The organism is Aster yellows witches'-broom phytoplasma AYWB, from assembly GCF_000012225.1.
In the GTDB taxonomy this organism is placed as follows: Bacteria; Bacillota_I; Bacilli_A; order Acholeplasmatales; family Acholeplasmataceae; genus Phytoplasma.
This window is the reverse complement of sequence record NC_007716.1, coordinates 634,794-653,005: the sequence shown is the minus strand read 5'-3', so window position 1 is coordinate 653,005 and position 18,212 is coordinate 634,794. Positions and strand designations below refer to the sequence as shown.

At 25.0% G+C, this 18,212-nt stretch carries 9 protein-coding genes, 1 other RNA gene and 4 pseudogenes; 13 read left to right on the top strand and 1 reads right to left on the bottom strand.

The features are described 5' to 3' along the window. The first annotated feature begins 510 nt into the window (after positions 1 to 510). An RNA gene (gene rnpB, locus AYWB_RS03770) (RNase P RNA component class B) lies at positions 511 to 882 on the top strand. Between the two features lie 280 nt (positions 883 to 1,162). Here rnpB and AYWB_RS03070 read toward each other — a convergent pair. Continuing rightward, positions 1,163 to 2,113, bottom strand: coding sequence for a hypothetical protein (locus tag AYWB_RS03070; protein WP_011412904.1), 951 nt, complete (start codon positions 2,111 to 2,113; stop codon positions 1,163 to 1,165). Positions 2,114 to 3,291: 1,178 nt separating this feature from the next. Here AYWB_RS03070 and AYWB_RS03065 point away from each other — a divergent pair. The 12 genes and pseudogenes from AYWB_RS03065 (at position 3,292) to AYWB_RS03010 (ending at position 18,195) form a co-directional block, all read left to right on the top strand. Further along, on the top strand, positions 3,292 to 4,434 hold the full coding sequence (locus AYWB_RS03065; RefSeq protein WP_011412903.1) for a metal ABC transporter solute-binding protein, Zn/Mn family: 1,143 nt from the start codon (positions 3,292 to 3,294) through the stop codon (positions 4,432 to 4,434). A 21-nt stretch (positions 4,435 to 4,455) separates the two neighbouring features. Then, the gene (locus AYWB_RS03060; protein WP_011412902.1) at positions 4,456 to 5,220 is read left to right on the top strand and encodes a metal ABC transporter ATP-binding protein; all 765 of its coding nucleotides are present in this window, start codon (positions 4,456 to 4,458) and stop codon (positions 5,218 to 5,220) included. Positions 5,221 to 5,249: 29 nt separating this feature from the next. Next, positions 5,250 to 6,314, top strand: coding sequence for a metal ABC transporter permease (locus AYWB_RS03055; RefSeq protein WP_041639922.1), 1,065 nt, complete (start codon positions 5,250 to 5,252; stop codon positions 6,312 to 6,314). After that, entirely contained in the window at positions 6,314 to 7,408 is a 1,095-nt protein-coding gene (locus tag AYWB_RS03050) for a metal ABC transporter permease (RefSeq protein WP_011412900.1), read from the top strand. The genes AYWB_RS03055 and AYWB_RS03050 overlap by 1 nt, the downstream gene beginning before the upstream one ends. Positions 7,409 to 7,814: 406 nt before the next feature. Further along, a complete protein-coding gene (locus tag AYWB_RS03045) occupies positions 7,815 to 8,984 on the top strand; it encodes a hypothetical protein (RefSeq protein WP_011412899.1) in 1,170 nt (389 codons plus the stop codon). 145 nt (positions 8,985 to 9,129) lie between these two features. Further along, positions 9,130 to 10,644, top strand: coding sequence for an ABC transporter ATP-binding protein/permease (locus AYWB_RS03040; protein ID WP_011412898.1), 1,515 nt, complete (start codon positions 9,130 to 9,132; stop codon positions 10,642 to 10,644). 625 nt (positions 10,645 to 11,269) lie between these two features. Beyond that, positions 11,270 to 12,016, top strand: coding sequence for a hypothetical protein (locus AYWB_RS03035; RefSeq protein ID WP_011412897.1), 747 nt, complete (start codon positions 11,270 to 11,272; stop codon positions 12,014 to 12,016). Positions 12,017 to 12,036: 20 nt separating this feature from the next. Then, positions 12,037 to 13,532 (top strand): annotated as a pseudogene (locus tag AYWB_RS03030) (replicative DNA helicase). A 25-nt stretch (positions 13,533 to 13,557) separates the two neighbouring features. Then, positions 13,558 to 14,883 (top strand): annotated as a pseudogene (locus AYWB_RS03025) (toprim domain-containing protein). A gap of 214 nt (positions 14,884 to 15,097) precedes the next feature. Further along, a complete protein-coding gene (locus AYWB_RS03465) occupies positions 15,098 to 15,934 on the top strand; it encodes a DUF2963 domain-containing protein (RefSeq protein ID WP_011412894.1) in 837 nt (278 codons plus the stop codon). Positions 15,935 to 16,134: 200 nt separating this feature from the next. Next, positions 16,135 to 16,762, top strand: a pseudogene (locus AYWB_RS03015) (hypothetical protein). A gap of 466 nt (positions 16,763 to 17,228) precedes the next feature. Continuing rightward, a pseudogene (locus tag AYWB_RS03010) lies at positions 17,229 to 18,195 on the top strand (IS3 family transposase). Positions 18,196 to 18,212: the final 17 nt, after the last annotated feature.

Below are 18,212 nucleotides of genomic sequence, written 5' to 3'. Positions count from 1 at the left end.
GTTCATCATATATGAAAATATTAATTAAGAAAGAAAACTATTAACAAACTCAGTATGATAAATCGACAGACACTTTATTTTTGAATCCAAAAGATATTTATTACCTAAAAGAGTCTGTTAAAAGTTTTACCAATTATAATTTAGTTTAAAAACACTTTATGTTAATTATAAAGTTCTTAGAAAATTAAGTATAACAATCCATATTCTTGTTTGGATACAGAAGGTGACTTTTTTTTAGATAACTCCTCAATAATAAAAGCTATTTTAGATTTGCATATTCATATTATTTTTGCTATTGAGCATGTTGATAATTATAACTTATCGGATTGTTGTTGTTGATTTAAGCGCTTTGGCTCCTACTGATGCAGTTTACAAAATTATCAAATGTTTGAAATCTTAATATAAAACACCCAATAAAAAAAATTTATTTTCTTAATTTATCATTAAAACATCTACAAACATAATTTAAAGATTTCATTTTACTTTAATGTTTGATATAATAAAATAGGTCAATGCAAGTGGCTGAGGTTTAAAATAATTATTTTAAGCTTAGGAAAGTCCATGTTAGCACATGCTGCGATTGCATGTAGTGTTTGTGTCTAAGGAATTAATAACTTAGAGTACTGTAAAAAGTAACGGCGTTTTTTAGATCTAAGGATTGAGATAATTACATTATTTTAATCTATGAGATAAAAACTGAAAGTGTCACAGAGACGAGTTAATTAGAAATAATTAAGTGAAACGTGATAAACCCCTCAAGCTAACAACCCAAAATAATGGTAGGGGCATGCAAAGCGATTAAATGAAATTAGTTTTGCACTACTTATTAGTAGCAGATAAATAGCCACACTTGTTTAACAAGAACAGAACATGGCTTATGCACATTGACCTTTTTTATTAAATTATTTAAAAATCAATAAATATTATTTTTTTGTTGTTATATTTATTATTTGGTATATCTATATTTGTGTAATAATATATAATTAATATTATTCATTTTATAATTATTGTATATTTATTTGTTTTTTAAGCAATTTAAAAATTATTCATCCCCTTTATTATAAATAAAAAAGCCAAACTACAAAGTTTGGCTTTCATTGTCTTTATGGTTTTATATTTTGATATTTCTTGAAAGATATTAAAATAATTTAAAGAAAGCAATTCATTTATTTTTTTGATGTTTGATTTTATAAATTAAAATAAGTAAAAAAGCAACTATTAGGCCGGTTAAAATTATTATAATTTTATAAAACATTATTGAATTTGTTGTAGTGGTTTTAGTTGTTGGAGGTGTGCTTGTTTCTTGTTGATAGTTAATTTCTAGGTCAATTATGCCTTCATATTCATGATATTTGTCTTCGTTTGCTAAATCGTATTCTATTCTACAAAAATTATTACTGCCATCTTTGTTTTTGGTAAATTGAAAATCTTTAGTTAAAAATTTATTTTGGAGTTGAGGATTTTTTTGCCAAATAACTTCACATATTAATTTTTTTCTTTGTTCCTCAGTAATATTAGGTGTTATTTGAATTGTTCCTAAATGGTTATTTGTAATAATTTCATCTAAGTTTATCATTTTTTTAGTAAAATTGAATTCTATTTTATTACCCAATATATCTTCAATTTGAAAACTACCTTTCCATTGTATTTCTTCTGGATTTTGTGTTTGTGATTCGTATTTTTCTTCTAATTGTTCGCTTGCTATTTCAAAATCATCACTTTCTATTTGTATGTTTGATTCTTTTTTTATTTCTTTAAGCATGCCATTTAAAGCGATTATAATATCTTGTTTGGTTAATTGATTGTTTTGTTTATAATAACTAAAATCATTGATTATTCTTTTTTCTGGGGGAAATAATTTTTCAAAATTTTTGGGGTTCTTTAATTTTTTTGAATGTTGATTATTTATTATTTGGTGTTTTTGTTGTGTGTTATTTGTATTTTTTACAACCCCTATTCCATTTTCCTCTTCTTGGATGTTTTCTAGTTGTTGTTTTTTTACAGCATAAATGCTAATTCTATTGCAAAAATGTATGCCCAATAAAATAATGAATAAAATTAAAGTAAGGTATTTGGGAAACAAACACATAATTGCTTTGCTTTTGGTTTTCATATTACAAATATTTTACTTTTCTATAAATATTAAAGGGTTAAAAATGCCCCATTAAAATATTAAATTATAATTGCATTTTTTATGCAACATTTGTATTTATCACATTTTATCATTGTGCCTTTTTAACAACTCTGTATCCCTTAATTTTATTATACGCCCTAAATAAAAAAGTTGAATTAAAATATTTTGCCAAATTTTTTTATGTTTAATTTAAACAATTTTATATTATAATATAATTATAATTATTTAAATATTTTAATTCTTAAATCTAAACTCTTACTTCTATTAGATTTAAAATATTCAAAATCAACTACAAATTTTATAAGTTATTTATTTCTAAATTTATTAATTTTTAACAAATCGCATATGAGCAAAATAAGCAAGATACTAAATTAATTATATTTATTTTTTGATTATATATAATCTACATAATGACTTCCAAACTCAAACCCAAAAACTATTTTTTGCAATTGGATTTCATTAAATAAGAACTTATTTATATAGTAACCCCAATATATTTAATTAATAACTATTTTTTTATAATATGTTTGCAATGTTTTGGAAAATAATAAGCATATTTTCTAAATTTGTTATTGCGCTAATAAACTCTTTTATTTAATTATTAGCCATATTTTTTATTTTTTTTAATAACTTTGGTATTAAATTATTATATTTGGAATATTTGCCTGAATACCTTAATTTATTTTTTGGACTTTCCCTTTTTTGTATTTATACAAGGTATTGCAAAACAATTTCAAAAAAACTTGCATAACATTTTGCATTAATTTATATTAAGATATAATAAATATCTTTAAATTTGTAGTTTTTTTCATAATGTAAATATGAAAAACATTTTAAAAAATGAAATCACAAGCAATAAACTTATTTGTAAAACATCCAATAAAAACATTTTATTACTAAAATTAACCTAACTCCCAATAACAAATTAATCCTCATTATAATTAAACATTTTTACTACTTTATTACAAATGTATGGTAATAACTGTATCAAAATTGAAATTTTTTAATGATGGATTTTATAAATAAATCCTAAAAACAATAAATTATAATTACATATTTTTAGATATTTTTTACAACATTGTTTTTACCTCACAAAATAGTTAAAATTTAGATCATTTTTTAAATTCATTCAGAAAGGCAAAAAGGAGACCATAATTATGGATTTTTTTATTAAACACAAACAAAAAATAATCATTTTTCTTTTGGTAACAATAACAACACTGATTTTATCTATTCCTTTTTTTTCTTTGACAAAAGCCAAAAATGCCAAAACTGTTTCAAAAGATTTACAAATAGTAACGACTTCTACCATGTTAAAAGATTTAGTCAAGCATTTAGTTGGTGATGTTGTAGAAGAAGAAAACAAAAACAAATATAACAAAATTAAAGGCATTCAAGTTGATTCTTTGATGGGAGTAGGAATTGATCCGCACAATTACAAAACCAAATTATCAGATCGCAAAAAAATTAAAGAAGCTGATTTAGTTGTGATTAATGGACTGCATTTGGAAGCTAAAATGGCAGAAGCCTTTCCGCTTTTAACGAATAATTCCTTTACAGTAGTGCAGTTAGATGAAGCAAATACCAAAGTTATAAATCAAAAAGGCAAGGAGGATGAACGCATTAAAGAAGGAGATATTAAACGAGATGAAGATACTCATGGGCCAGATCCTCATATTTGGTTTGATATAGATCTTTGGATTAAAGTTTTACACCAATTAAAATACAAATTAAAAACAGCATTGGTAAAAGATTCGCGTTTTCGCCAAAGTGATATTTATAATTTAGAACATAATTGTCAAACATATGCACACAAATTAAAATTATTACATAAATATGTAGGCAAGAAATTTAAAGCATTAAAAGAACATTTTTTTTCTCAAGGCAAAACTTTTATTTTAGTTACTGCCCATGATGCTTTTTCTTATTTAGCTAGAAAATATGATTTTGAGTTAAGTCCAATTCAAGGAATTTCTACCCAAACAGAAGCTAGTATTAGTGATATTGAAGAATTAGCTAATAAACTGGTTAACAACCAAGTAAAAGCTATTTTTGTAGAAAGTTCTTTTCCAGAAGGAACGCTTGATTCTCTTAAAGAATCTGTAAAAAGTAAAGGTCATAATATTAAAAAAAGTGATGAAGAATTATACGCTGATGCTTTGGGTTCAGAAAGTGAAGAGCCAATAGAATTTGAAGATGATAAAGATTCACAAGGAAATCCAACGAAATACAAGCATTCCACTTATATTGGAGCTTTATTACACAATATTCATACAATAGAAAAAGAATTAAAACAATAACAAATAAATAAGGAGATTATAATGAAAAAAGAAATAGCCATTAAAATTAGAGACCTAACCGTAGCTTATCATCTAAAACCAGTTTTGTGGGATATTGATTTAGATATTTATCAAAGCTCTTTGACAGCAATTTTAGGCCCTAATGGTGCTGGAAAATCTACTTTAATCAAAACAATTTTAGAATTGATTCACAAAATTTCTGGAGAAGTTTTATTTTATAATCAAAAATATGGGCAATTAAGAAAAAAAGTAGCCTACGTGCCACAAAGAAATTCAGTTGATTGGGATTTTCCAACTACTGTGTTTGATGTTGTTTTGATGGGGCGTTACGGACATTTAGGATGGTTTAAAAAACCAACTGCCAAAGATAAAGAAATAGTAATGCAATCTTTAGAAAAAACAGGAATGCAAGATCTTAAGGATTGTCAAATATCTGAACTTTCAGGCGGGCAACAACAAAGAATTTTTTTAGCTCGCGCCTTAGCTCAACAAGGAGATATTTATTTTATGGACGAACCCTTTCAAGGAGTTGATATCCAAACAGAAAAAAAAATTATTCAAGTTTTAAAAGATTTGCAAAAAGAAAATAAAACCATTATTGTAGTGCACCATGATTTAGAAACAGTGACTCAATATTTTGATCATGTAGTTTTGTTAAACGTACAAAAAATTGCAAGTGGCACTACGGATGAAGTTTTTAATAAAACTAATTTAAATAAAACTTTTCAAAATAAAAAATTAAAAAAAGATATTCATAATTTGCAAACCCCAAAGAAAACAAAATAAAATTAAATATAAATAAGAAAGTGTTAAATATGTTTGTTTTAGAATTTAATTATACTGTTGTTAAAGTTCTTTTAGCAGCTAGCTTTTTAGGATTTACATCGGGTATTTTAGGTGTTTTTATTATCTTGAAAAAACAAGCCTTAATTGGAGATGCTCTTTCGCACACCACTTTGCCAGGAATTGCCTTAGTTTATCTTTTTGCTCGTAGTACAGATATTTGGGTTTTGTGGTTGGGTGCTATTCTTGCCTCGTTTGTTACTTTGCTTTTGATGGAACTTATTAAAAAATATTCTAAAATTAAATCAGATACAGCCTTATCGTTAGTGCTTGCTTCTTTTTTTGGTTTTGGCAATGTTTTAATTGCCATTGCTCAAAATACTTGTGAGGATAACAAAATAGCTACTTTGGAAAAATTTATCTTAGGACAAATTGCTTTATTAACTGAACTAGATATGATTTCTACTGGTATTATGGCTTTAATTACTTTAGTTGTTGTAGTTGGCTTGTGGAAAGAATTCAAAATCTATATTTTTGATGATAACTTTGCCCAAAGTGTAGGGTTTAACATTAAAATTATGACTTTTATTCTTAATTTATTATTAATTGGAGTAGTAGTTACTAGTTTAAAAATTATTGGCATTATTTTGACAAGTGCTTTTTTAATTATGCCAGGAGTAATTGCTCGTCAATTTAGTGATAGATTTGTTACTAATGTTTTTGTTGCTTCTGTTGTTACTTTCTTTTCTAGTTTGATTGGAGTTTTTATAAGTAATAGTATACAAGATATGCCAACAGGACCAATTATTATTGTTATTACTACTTTATTTATTGCTGTTTCCTTGTTGTTTTCTCCTAAATATGGAGTTATTAGTAGATATTTGCAAAAAATTAAATATCAAAAAAAGATTAAAAAATTTCGTCAACTTATTCATCTTTATTATGAACAAGAAGAAAATCATACTTTAAGTTTGCCAATAATTCAAATAGAAACTTTTTTATGGAAGGAAAGATATTTAATGTTACAAAATCAAAAAGTCCAATTAACACCTAAAGGAATTAAAATAGTTGAAAATTTAATTGACGGTATTGTTTAATGATAAGTTTTATAAAAAATATTATTGGTGGTTTTGAACTAGATGTTTTTTTAGTTATTTTATTTTGTTCTTTGACTTTGGCTAGTTTAGGAGTTTTTTTAGTATTGAAAAAGTCTTCTATGGTAGTTGATGCTATGAGTCATAGTGTTTTATTAGGAATAGTTGTATCTTTTTTAGTAGTTAAAAATCTTAATTCTCCTCTTTTAATTATGGGAGCTGCTTTAGTGGGCGTGCTTACAGCTTATATGGTAGAACTTTTAGGCAAACACTCTAAAGTTACTAAAGACGCTTCTATTGGAATTGTGTTTACTTTTTTCTTTTCGGTAGCTATTATTTTGATAAGTCTTTATACAAGACACGAACATTTAGATACTGATGCTGTTTTTTTAGGCAATATTGAACTCACCCACATTAAACAACTCAAAAAAATTATTCCTCTTTTGTTTTTTAATTTATTGTTTGTTTTTTTCTTTTATAAAGAATTAAAAATCTATATTTTTGATCCTAATCTTGCTGTAATCTTAGGATTTTTCACTACTTTAATTAATTATTTATTAATGTTTTTAGTTTCTATAACAGCTGTTATTTCTTTTGATGTAGTTGGTTCTATTATGGTAATTTCTTGTATGATTGGACCTGCTGCTACATCTCTTTTGGCTACTAAGAATCTATGTAATAGTTTTTTGCTTTCTTTATGGCTCTCATTTGTGAATTCTAGCCTTGGTTATTATTTGGCAATTGGACTTAATTTACCAGTATCAGGATTAATTGCTTTTACAAATTTAGTTAACTTTTTGCTCTTTTTCTTCTTAGCCCCTAAAACTGGAATTGTTGCTAAAATGATTAAAAATAATTTGCAAAAAAAAGAATTTATGATTATTTCTTTACTAATGCATCTCAAAAATCACCAAGATCAATTGCAAAAAAATCATTTTCAAGAGATTTATAAAGACCTCAAATGGTCCTTATCTCGTTATAATAAATGTCTTAATAATGCTTTTAAAAAAGGTTATATTCAAATAAAAAACAATCAAGTGATACTAAATGATTCAGGAAACTATATTTTAGAAGAAAAAATTGCTCTTTGGATATAAAAAACTTACACTCAACAAACCTGTTTAACAAATTGTTTTTTTATCATATTTAAAGAATTTCAAAACACTTAAATAAAAAAAATAATCCTTCACTAAGGTATTTTTAGCTTGCCAACATCACAAATTTGTTTTTTGTTTTATAAAAATAAGTTATAATAAATAAGGTAGCATTTATAAGTATATAGAAATTAGAAATAACACTTTACTATTTTATTATTCAGACTTTATTATAACCAAAAACATCATGAATTATTTTTAAATTCGTACCTCAAAAACCTAACTATCCAAAAAAATAATTTATTTGTTTAATTTAGAAAAAACTAAAATAAATTATAATTACAATAAAATATCTTATCATAACATTTAATTAATACTTAAATGTCCTATAAAACTAAGGAGTAAAACAATGAAATTTATAGGTAAAAAAATATTATGTTTAGCATTAATATTAAATTTAGTTAATTTTTTGATTTTTATAGTTTTTAATGTTTGTGGTTTTAGTTTTTTTAAGAAGAAAAATCCTTATTTTAATAATAATGTTGTTTTTGCACATAAAGAAGAGAGTTCAAATGAGGGTAATAATAAAGATCAAAATGATGCAAAAGATAATCAATTAAACAAACCAAAAGAAGAAAAGCAAGAAGAACAAAAAGAAGGATGGGGTTCTTGGTTGTGGAATATAACCAAAACAACTGGATCAGCTATTTATAAGAAATTGCCAGGAACCAAAACTCCTGAAAATATTGACACAAAATTATTAAACCAAATACAAGAAGAAATAACTGCTATCGAAAACACAAAAGAAAAAATTAAAGAATTAACCCAACAAGAAGAAATATTAAAAAATATGTTAGAATTTGATGAAGCATATAAAAAAGCGGAACAAAAATATAAAGAAGTAGAAAAAAATTTAAAAGAAAATAAGTTTCAAGATGTTTCCAATTTATTAAAACCTTCTAAAAGTTGGTGGCAATCTCTTAAAAGTTTTTTTCCTTTTTTGGATAATCAAACTCCTCAACCCTTAAAAGAAGCTTATAAAACTGCGTTGGATAATTTACAAAAAGTTCAAAAAGTGAAAGAAGATTTGGATAAATTACAAAACCCTGAAGATAAACAAGAAAAACAAAACCTTTGGTCATCTATTAAAGATAAAATTAATAATTTTTGGCCTTATGCTGATGCTGATGTTGTTCCTGAATCTTTAAACATAGATCCCCAAGAAGGAATTGCTGATATTAGAAATTTTTTAAATAATCATAAATTTGCAACTAAACTGCTTGGTTGGTGTTTAGGAGAAAAAAGCAATGATGTTTCTTTAATAGCTTCTAATTTAACTCGTAGATTAGCTAAATATGTGGGAAACGAAGCAAAAAAAGAAGTTACAAAAGAATTTGCAGATGTTAAAAAAACTTTTCCTGAAAAATTAAAACAAGGGGTTAAAGATAACATATTTGAAGTTATTACTGCTGCTGTTGCTTTCACTTCTTTAGTTATTACATTTCTTTATTGGTTCATAATTAAAAAACTAAAAAACACCAAACTAAGTAAAAAAGTTGCCTTAAATAAAACAAAATAAACCTTTTTATTCTTAAATAATAAATAAGCAAAAACAATAATTTATTTTAAATCACTTCTTGCTATTATTATTATTTCTTAAATATTTCATTATCTATTGTTTTTATTTTTAATTTCATAAGAAATAAAAAGGAGATTAATTTTTTATGCTAAAAATTAATAATTTATTTAAAAAAATTCAAAATACAGAAGTCATTGAAAATGTTTCTTTTCAATTACCTCAAAAAGGATTAGTGTTTATTACTGGTAAATCAGGTTCTGGCAAATCCACTTTATTGAATCTTATGGGAGCGCTTGACAAACCTACTAAAGGAAATATTACAGTTTTAGGACGTAACATTAATGAATTTGTTTCATTCGAACTAGATTCTTATCGCAATTATTTTTTAGGATTTGTTTTTCAAGAATATAATTTATTAGATAATTTAACAGTTTTCGAAAATATTCAAATGGTCTGCGAACTACAATCAAAATCAGTAGACAATTGGGGAATACAACAAATATTAAAACAAGTAGAATTGGATGGTCTAGAAACTCACTATCCTAATCAACTTTCAGGCGGACAAAAACAAAGAGTAAGTATTGCTCGTGCTTTAATTAAAAATCCTAAAATGATTTTGGCAGACGAACCTACTGGTAATTTAGATGAAAAAACAGGAAAAAAAATCTTTGAATGTTTAAAACAAATATCAAAAGATACCTTAGTTGTTGTAGTTTCTCACAATACCCAAAGCGCTTATAAATATGCAGACCGCATCATTGAATTTGCTGATGGTAAAATTGCAAAAGACCTTACTAAAAAAGCAAATAAAACTTCTACTGATAAACCTCAAATATTACAAAATAAAACTTATACCCAAGAAGAAGTTTTTAATTTATTAAAACAAAAAAATAATGTTATGGAACTGGATTTTACACCCACTTTGGCAAATGAAAATTATAATTATCAACACCAAGCAATGCATTTTCCTTTAGTACAAACTCATCTTTCCAAACAAACAGCTCTTTTAGTAACTCGAAATATTTTAAAAAATAATAAGAAATTAGCTTTTAAAATCATTTCTACATCTAGCAATGGTGCTTTATTCTTAACTCTTTCTTTTTTAATGTTTTTTAATATGTTTCTTTGGTTTTGTAATTTAGGTTATGTTACACCACAAAGTCAAATCAAAAACAAGACATTTTGGTGGTGGCTATTAGCACCTTTGCTATTTCATATATATTTTTTAGGTATATCTTTTTATCAAATTATTATTCATATGAGAAATATTATCACCTTAAAAAACAAAGATATTGGTATTCTAAAATCTTTAGGGGCTTCTGATCAAGATATTCGCAAAATATTTCATCATTTAAATATAAAATTAACTATTATTCAATTTTTGGGGATTCCTTTATTCTTTTTTATATTTGTTTTATTAATGGTGATATCGGCTTCTTTGCAAGGAACATTAGATTCATTTTTAACGTTTTTGCCCAAACTTTGCTCATCTTTAAAAGCAATCGTACCTCTTTATTTATTTTTGGCAAATATAGTTTTATTTTTTGTTTTAGTTTTTGCTTATCCTTTTTTATTAAATCACGTTTCAACCAAAAATCAATTAAAAAAAGTCTTAAAAAAAAATCCTTTAACTATTATTTTATCTGTTCCAAAATCATAATTTTTTAACTATTTCATTTCTTAATGCTTAATAAATGAATTGACTTAATTATCATCATTTTCATGAATTTACAAAGTTATTTATATATAATAATTTTTTAAAACAATTTAACAATAACCAAAATTAATTATCCAATTAAAAATTACTAAAAAATATTATTTTATTTGACTGCTTTTGTTGTATAATCTATTTAAAAAATGCCAATTTTATTTACTGTAATCTATCTATTTTAATTTATGAAAAAAATTTCAATTACAAGTTTTGAAACACTTAACCATTATTAAAAATAATTATAAATTTATTTTTTATTTATAATATCGATTAAAATATTTCTAATAACTAAATTGCCATTCAAATCCTTTATTTGCTTTAGAAAGGTTTAAATTTATGCAAATTCCCAAAATTATTAAAGTTAAAATCCCCCTTTGCAATCAGTTTTAAATACCCTCAATAAAGCTCGTGATTTAGTCAAAAAAAGACGTCATTGAGGTGTTCCAAAAGTTTAGACACTTTTTACTTTTTAAAAATTCTTTAAGGCTAACTATTAAGTTAGTCTTTTTTTGTTTCAAGACTGAAAAATAATTTCATATCTTTTCTAAAAAAAATGTTTTTAGAGAGGAATTGAATGTTAAGACAAAAATTATTTAAAGATTTTTTAAAAAATAAAAAGAATTTAGAAATTCGTAATCAATTAATCGAACTTCATTTGCCTTTAGTAAAAAAACTAGCTTATCATTTTAAATATTACCCTAAAGTTTTAACTAAGGAGGATTTAAATTTACATTTTAAAAATATCAATATTTTGAATCAACAATCTTTGTGTGTTAACATCACGAAACAAATAATCCAAACATCTTTATTCAACAAACCATTTAACGAATATATGATAAAAACCCACAAACTCCTAAACGAATATCTTAATAATAAACAACATAACTCTCAAAGCCAAAAAGTAATCCGTGGTAAAATCAATGAATACCTCATTTTATTATATTTTCAAAACAAAGGAATCATCAATTTATACCCACAGGCTTATTTATTCTTCAGCCCAGACATTAAATTTGATTTAGTTTTATTCACAGAAACTAAACGAATAATGGCGTTTAATTTCAAAACCTGTCTCCGAGACCGCTATAAACAAGTCATGGTAGAAGGACAACAATTAAAAAAATTAGACACACGTTTTGAGTTTTATTTATTAACTAACAATGAAACAGAAACTCAAAGACTAAACAATAAAATTAATCAAGGAAAAGTACAAGGCATTAATCAAGTAATTAACTTATTTTCCAATTCAGCCAATAATTTATTACAAAACTTAATTACCGCCAAATTCATCCCTTTTTCTAATATCAATATAATTAAAAAATAAAAAAAGGAGTTAATATTAAAATGTTAACCAACGAACAAAAAGCGTTAAAACAATTAATAAATTATATCGAACAAGGCCAATGGGAAAAGTTAAACCTTTACTGCCAAATAATCAACCCCAAAAATCTACTTAACCCCAAAAATACAAAAATATTTACAGCTTTAAAATATTTATTTTTAGAAAAACAAACATCTCATCCATGGGACAAACTCACTACAAAACCCATTATTATCAAAGAGTTATTAACATATTTACAAACTCATTTCCCTCAAGATAACTTTACTTTAGATTCTTTAAATTATTTAAATGATGATTTTAATAACCAAAATAATAATCATGTTTTAGATAATCTAAAACATACCTATACCCAAGAAAAACTATTTCAACAATTAATAAAAATCATTAGCCCCACATATGAAAACCAAGACCCCTACCACAAAAATTTATATTACCAAGAAATATTTGATAAATTAAGAAATTTTATCTCTTTAATCCCCCATAAAAACGATAAAACACACTTTACTTTAAACCAAATGGCCTCTTTGCATCCTGAATTTTTTGACACAGATAATCAATCAAAACAAAAAATACAAGAAGAATATTACCGTTTATCCGAAACTTTTAAAGGACTCAACCAATCCACAAAAGGATTCAAAAAAGGCCAAATAATCACTATTGGGGGGTATACTGGATTAGGTAAAACAACTTTTGTCTACAATCTTCTTTTAGATATAGCCAAAACCAAACACAAAGAAATATCTCATTATCCTCATATTTTGGTATTTTCTTATGAAATGACCTTAGAAGAAAATTTAAATCGTTTATTAGCCCACCAAACTCAAATTCCTCTAGATGTTATTTTAGATAAAAATTTTGAAGATGCCAATATCACACCTCTCAAATACACGGAAAGGATGAAAATAGCAAAACAATTTTTTGCAAACATAAATTTATCATTTAGTTATGATAAAAGCAAAAATATTGATTATGTAATTGATTTAGTTTATCGTTTTTATTTAGAAAAACAAGCAGAAATTATCGTAATTGACCACCTTCAAATAACCAAAACCACAAACCACTTAGAAAATGACCGTCTAGCAATTGATGAAATCATGACTAAATTAAAAAAATTAGCCATTGAATTAAACATTGTTATTATCATTTTATCTCAATTTTCAAGAGATACATACAGCAATTATCAAGGTAAATCACCAGAAATAACAGCTTTAAAAGGAAGTGGCGGAATTGAAACTAACTCAGATATCGTCTTAATGATGTCTGAATTCAAACCCAAACTATCCAAAGACAAAGAAAAGCCCATAAATATATATAATTCAACCTTAGAAGAACTATATTCAGACTATAATGACAATGAAAATCAAAAAATAATCGAAGTATGTATCAAAAAAATAGAAGTGGTACCAAAAAAACCTTAATTTATCACTTTGAAATGACCACTCAAACCTTCCAAGAAATCGGTTATGTTTTACCTTATAAAATAGAAACTTATTATTAATCAAAAAAACTAGGAGTTAAAATAAATGAATTTTCAAGAAAAAATAAAAAATATTCAAATCAACTTCCCTATGTCAGTTTTATTAAAAAAATTAAATATAATACCACCAAAATTCAATCCCAAATAACGTTTTCCTTGTCCCATTCATCAAGGACAAAACCCAACTTGTTGCCATTTAACTTCAGATAATAAAATTCATTGTTGGAAATGTTGTAAAGATTACGATATTATTGATGTTTATATGGAAATAAGAGGAATTAAAACCTTCAATAACGCTCTTGAAAAAATCAATAACTTTATGAAAACTCAAGAATTTAAAAACTTAATCCAACAACAAACTTCAACGCCTAATATTTCTTACGAACCTTTTAAATATCAATACCACCACAATAAAATCAACAACCCAATTGATGAAAAAGAAATTAACGCTACAAAAACACAATTATTTAAAGAAATATCACCTTTATTCAACCAAATTAGAGATTATTATCATTATTTATTAACCACTAACCGAAATAATGAATCTCACCTAGGATTAGAATATTTAACCCAAAAAAGAAAATTAACTATAGAAACTATTAAAGAATTTAAACTAGGTTATGCCCCATTATCTGATAAGCCTTTATCCTTTCGTCTATTAAATTATTGTAAAAAGCAAAATATCGATACAATAAAATTAATTGAATATGGTTTTATTAAAGATAAAACCAATCAACAAAATAAAACATATTATCACGATACTTTTCATGGTTCCATCATTATCCCCATTGAAAATGGATACAATAAAACATTTCATTTTTATCAAAATAACTTTCGCGAAGTTTCTTATTTCCAACCTAAATATAAATCCCTCAATAATTTTAGTCAAACACCTACTTTTCATTTCAGTTATCGTTTTTTTGAAGCGTTACCTTATATTAAACAAATGAAAACCATTATTATTCATGAAGGTTTTTTCGATGTCATTAGTTGTTGGCAAAACAATATTAAAAACGTTGTCGGTCTCATTTGTGTCACTCAACTACTTTCTAAATCACAAATAGAAATTCTAAAAAAAGAAAATATCAAAGTAATTATTGCCTTAGATAATGATGAAACAGGTCAAAAACGAAGTGAAGCCTTAGGAGAACAACTTAAAGAAGAAAATATTATTTACGAAATTAGACGCATTTTACCACCTTATGATAAAACTTGTAAAGATGTTGATGATTTATTGCGACAATTCGGAAAAGAAGCATATCAAAAATGTTTTTTAGACCCATACATTACTTATGAAGAGGCCAAAAATAAAATCATAGTCGATTTAGCTATTTATTTTTTTGGAAAAGACAAAGTAGAAATAATTACATAATTATTTATTATAAAATAACAACTTAAAGCCAAAACTCAAAATTTTCCCCCTATAAAACCTTTAAAATTAAAATTAGTAATATGAATCACGCACATTCAATTACTAAGGTCCAAAATTAATAAATAATTTAACAAAATTACAAAATAAAATCGAAAGGAGACAAAATATACAAGAATTGAAAAACTAATTAAAAAAACTGATTACCAAAGTTGATTTGTGTTATAATAGATTTATAAAAATAAAAGTTAATGAAAATATAAAAAAAATAAATTTACAAATAAACCACTATCTCCATTTAAAACCATTCTTTTTTTCATCAGTTGTAATTGTTTTCTATGGTTTTAATCAAACTGTTTTTCAATATTTAGCTATAAATGAATTATTTCCAAAAAGATTAGAAATTCAAAGAAACAATAATATTTTCAAAGATGAATCAGGATATGTTTTAGGCAACATTAAAACAATCGAAGTTAAAAATAAAACTTTTAATACTTGCAAAATCCCATCCTTATCAAATATATGTAATTATATCAATAAAAGGAGATTTGAAAAAATGAAAATTAATTTAACCAAAATAACATATTTAAAAGATGGCAAAACAATTGATTGGATTGACGAATACGATAAAAACGGGAAAATAGTAAAAAAAACCCTATACAATTTCAACGGTACAATTAATTCCATCACCGAATTCTCATTAAATAGTATTAGAATCAAATCAACTCATTATCAAAAAGATGGGAAAAAAATTAAATTTATCTGTGAATATGACTCAAATGGTAAAAAAACAAAATCAACCTACCTCATCCCTGATGGAAAAACAATTTCTGCTATTATTGAATTCGATAAACAAGGACAAAGAGTCAAAGCAACCTATTACCCAATCATAGGAGGCAAAGGAATTAGTCATATTGCTGAATATAAAAACAACATCATAAATAAAGAAACATACTATTTCTACGATGGAAAAACAATTGACTGGATTAACGAATACGATAAAAATGGGAAAATAGTAAAAAAAACCCCTATACAATTTCAACGGTACAATTAATTTTATCGAGGAATACAAATAAAAAGAGTAAAGTAACTAAACTAACCAATTATGGGACTAAGAATCCATAATATTAATAAATGCCATCCAACATATACCTAAAAAATATTTTCAATATTCAAACTTGACCTTCAATTGAAGGTCTTTTTTTTATATCAAAAATAACAAAAAACTAAAAAACTAACTAAAAGGAGAAAAATATGAAAAAAGAAACAAATCAAGGAATCATTAAGGGCGGTTGGGAAACAAAATCAACCCCCAACGACTTAGTTCAAATCAAAAACTTTTTACAAACATTAAAAGGAGAATTATTAAATATTACAATTGTTTCTCATTCTAAAAAGAAAAATTCCTATCAACAAACAAACTACCGCCCTAAAAACCAAACTCTATTTGTAGACCCTCAAATCTTAGATGAAATGAAAAAGTATAGAATAGAAATAATCAAAAATCACTCTTCCGAAAACGATAATAATCTAACCCTTACCAACCCAATAACACCCCCAAAACACCAAAATAATACCCTTAAAACACATTTCCCTATCTTCCAAATTAATTATCTTAACGAACAAAAAGATTATATTAAAGAATTAATAAGTAAGATAACCATAGACAAACTAGAAACTTTAAAATTATATAAATTAGATGCTAAAAAAGTAGATAAATATAACAATCCTATAAAAACAAATTATAAAAAAAGGATTAAATGTTATTTATTATCAATCGGAAGATTTAAAACACATCAAATTATTTTTAACCAAAAATAAACAGGGCTATCGGGTTAAAAAAATACATCCCATGTATAAATATATATCTAAAATCAAATAAACACTTAACTAACAGTTTTATAACACTTCACTAACAGTTTTATAACACTTCACTAACAGTTTTATAACACTTCACTAACAGTTTTATAACACTTTCAATATTTAAAATTCTTTGACAAAACCAAACATTTTTAAGGAGTGATATTTTATATATTATATCGATAATGATAATGATACTCGATATTTGATATTATCGTTGTATCTTTTATCTATCATTATTATTTTTCGATATATAAATAACTCCCTATTTTTCCTTTACATTATTAAAAAGAGTTGTTAAAAATTATCCAAACACAATACCCTAAAGCGCTGAAGCGCTAATAACAATCATAAGTACACATAAATAAAAGAAGAAGAAAAATAAAAACCCCCCAGTTGCGCGCTACCCCCTTTTTTAAATAAATATAATCATTCAGAGTTATAATGGTTATGTATATGATATAAAAAAAGGAAACAATATTTAAATCATGAAAAAAATAGCTAAAATAATAGAAAAAGAGAAACAAAAAAATAAATTATTACAAACTCTAATGAAAAAAAACCAAAAAACTGATAAAAAAACTGTTTTTGAATTAGTTAAACAATTTAATCAAAAACCAAATTTAACAACCATTTTAAAAACTATCAAAACCAAAAGAAGCACTTATTATTATTGGTTGAAAGTCGAAAATAAAATAAAAGCCAAAAAAGAAAAATACTTATTACAACAAAATCGCATCAAAGCTTTATGTTTACAAGAAAAATATTTTTGCGGTCATCGTAAAATCACTGATTTATACCAAAAAACTTTTAACGAAAACATTACCAAGAAAAAAATTTATACTATTATGAAAGAAAACGGTATTTTTTTGTCGTTTAAGAATTAAAAAAAATAAATATTATTATAAAAATAATTTAAAAGCTAAATTAAAAGTGGTAGACAATTTAATTAATCAAGACTTTATATCAACTAAACCCATGAAAAAACTATTTACCGACATAACTTATTTCAAAACTCCCCAAGGATTTTTATATTTTTCTTGTATTATTGATTCTTTCAACAACCAAATTATCGCTTCCCACACTTCCAAACATCAAAATAAAGAATTAGTTTTAAACACCATCCAAAAATTACCTCTATTAAAAGAACCTTGTATCATTCATTCCGACCAAGGCACAGTTTATCAATCACAAAAAGTCCAACAAACACTAATTAAAAAAGGTTTTTTAATCAGCATGTCGAGAAAAGCTACTCCACGTGATAACACTGTAATTGAAAACTTTTTCGGCCAAATGAAAACTATCTTACAACATCAACATCCTTTTTTATTTCAAAAATCACCTGAAAAAGTTAAAAAAATAATCAATTATTTCCCTAAATTTTGGAACAATCAATGGATTTTAGCTAAATTAAATTATTCATCACCTTCTCAATATTGTCAAAATTTTAGATAATAATTTTTTATTTCAAA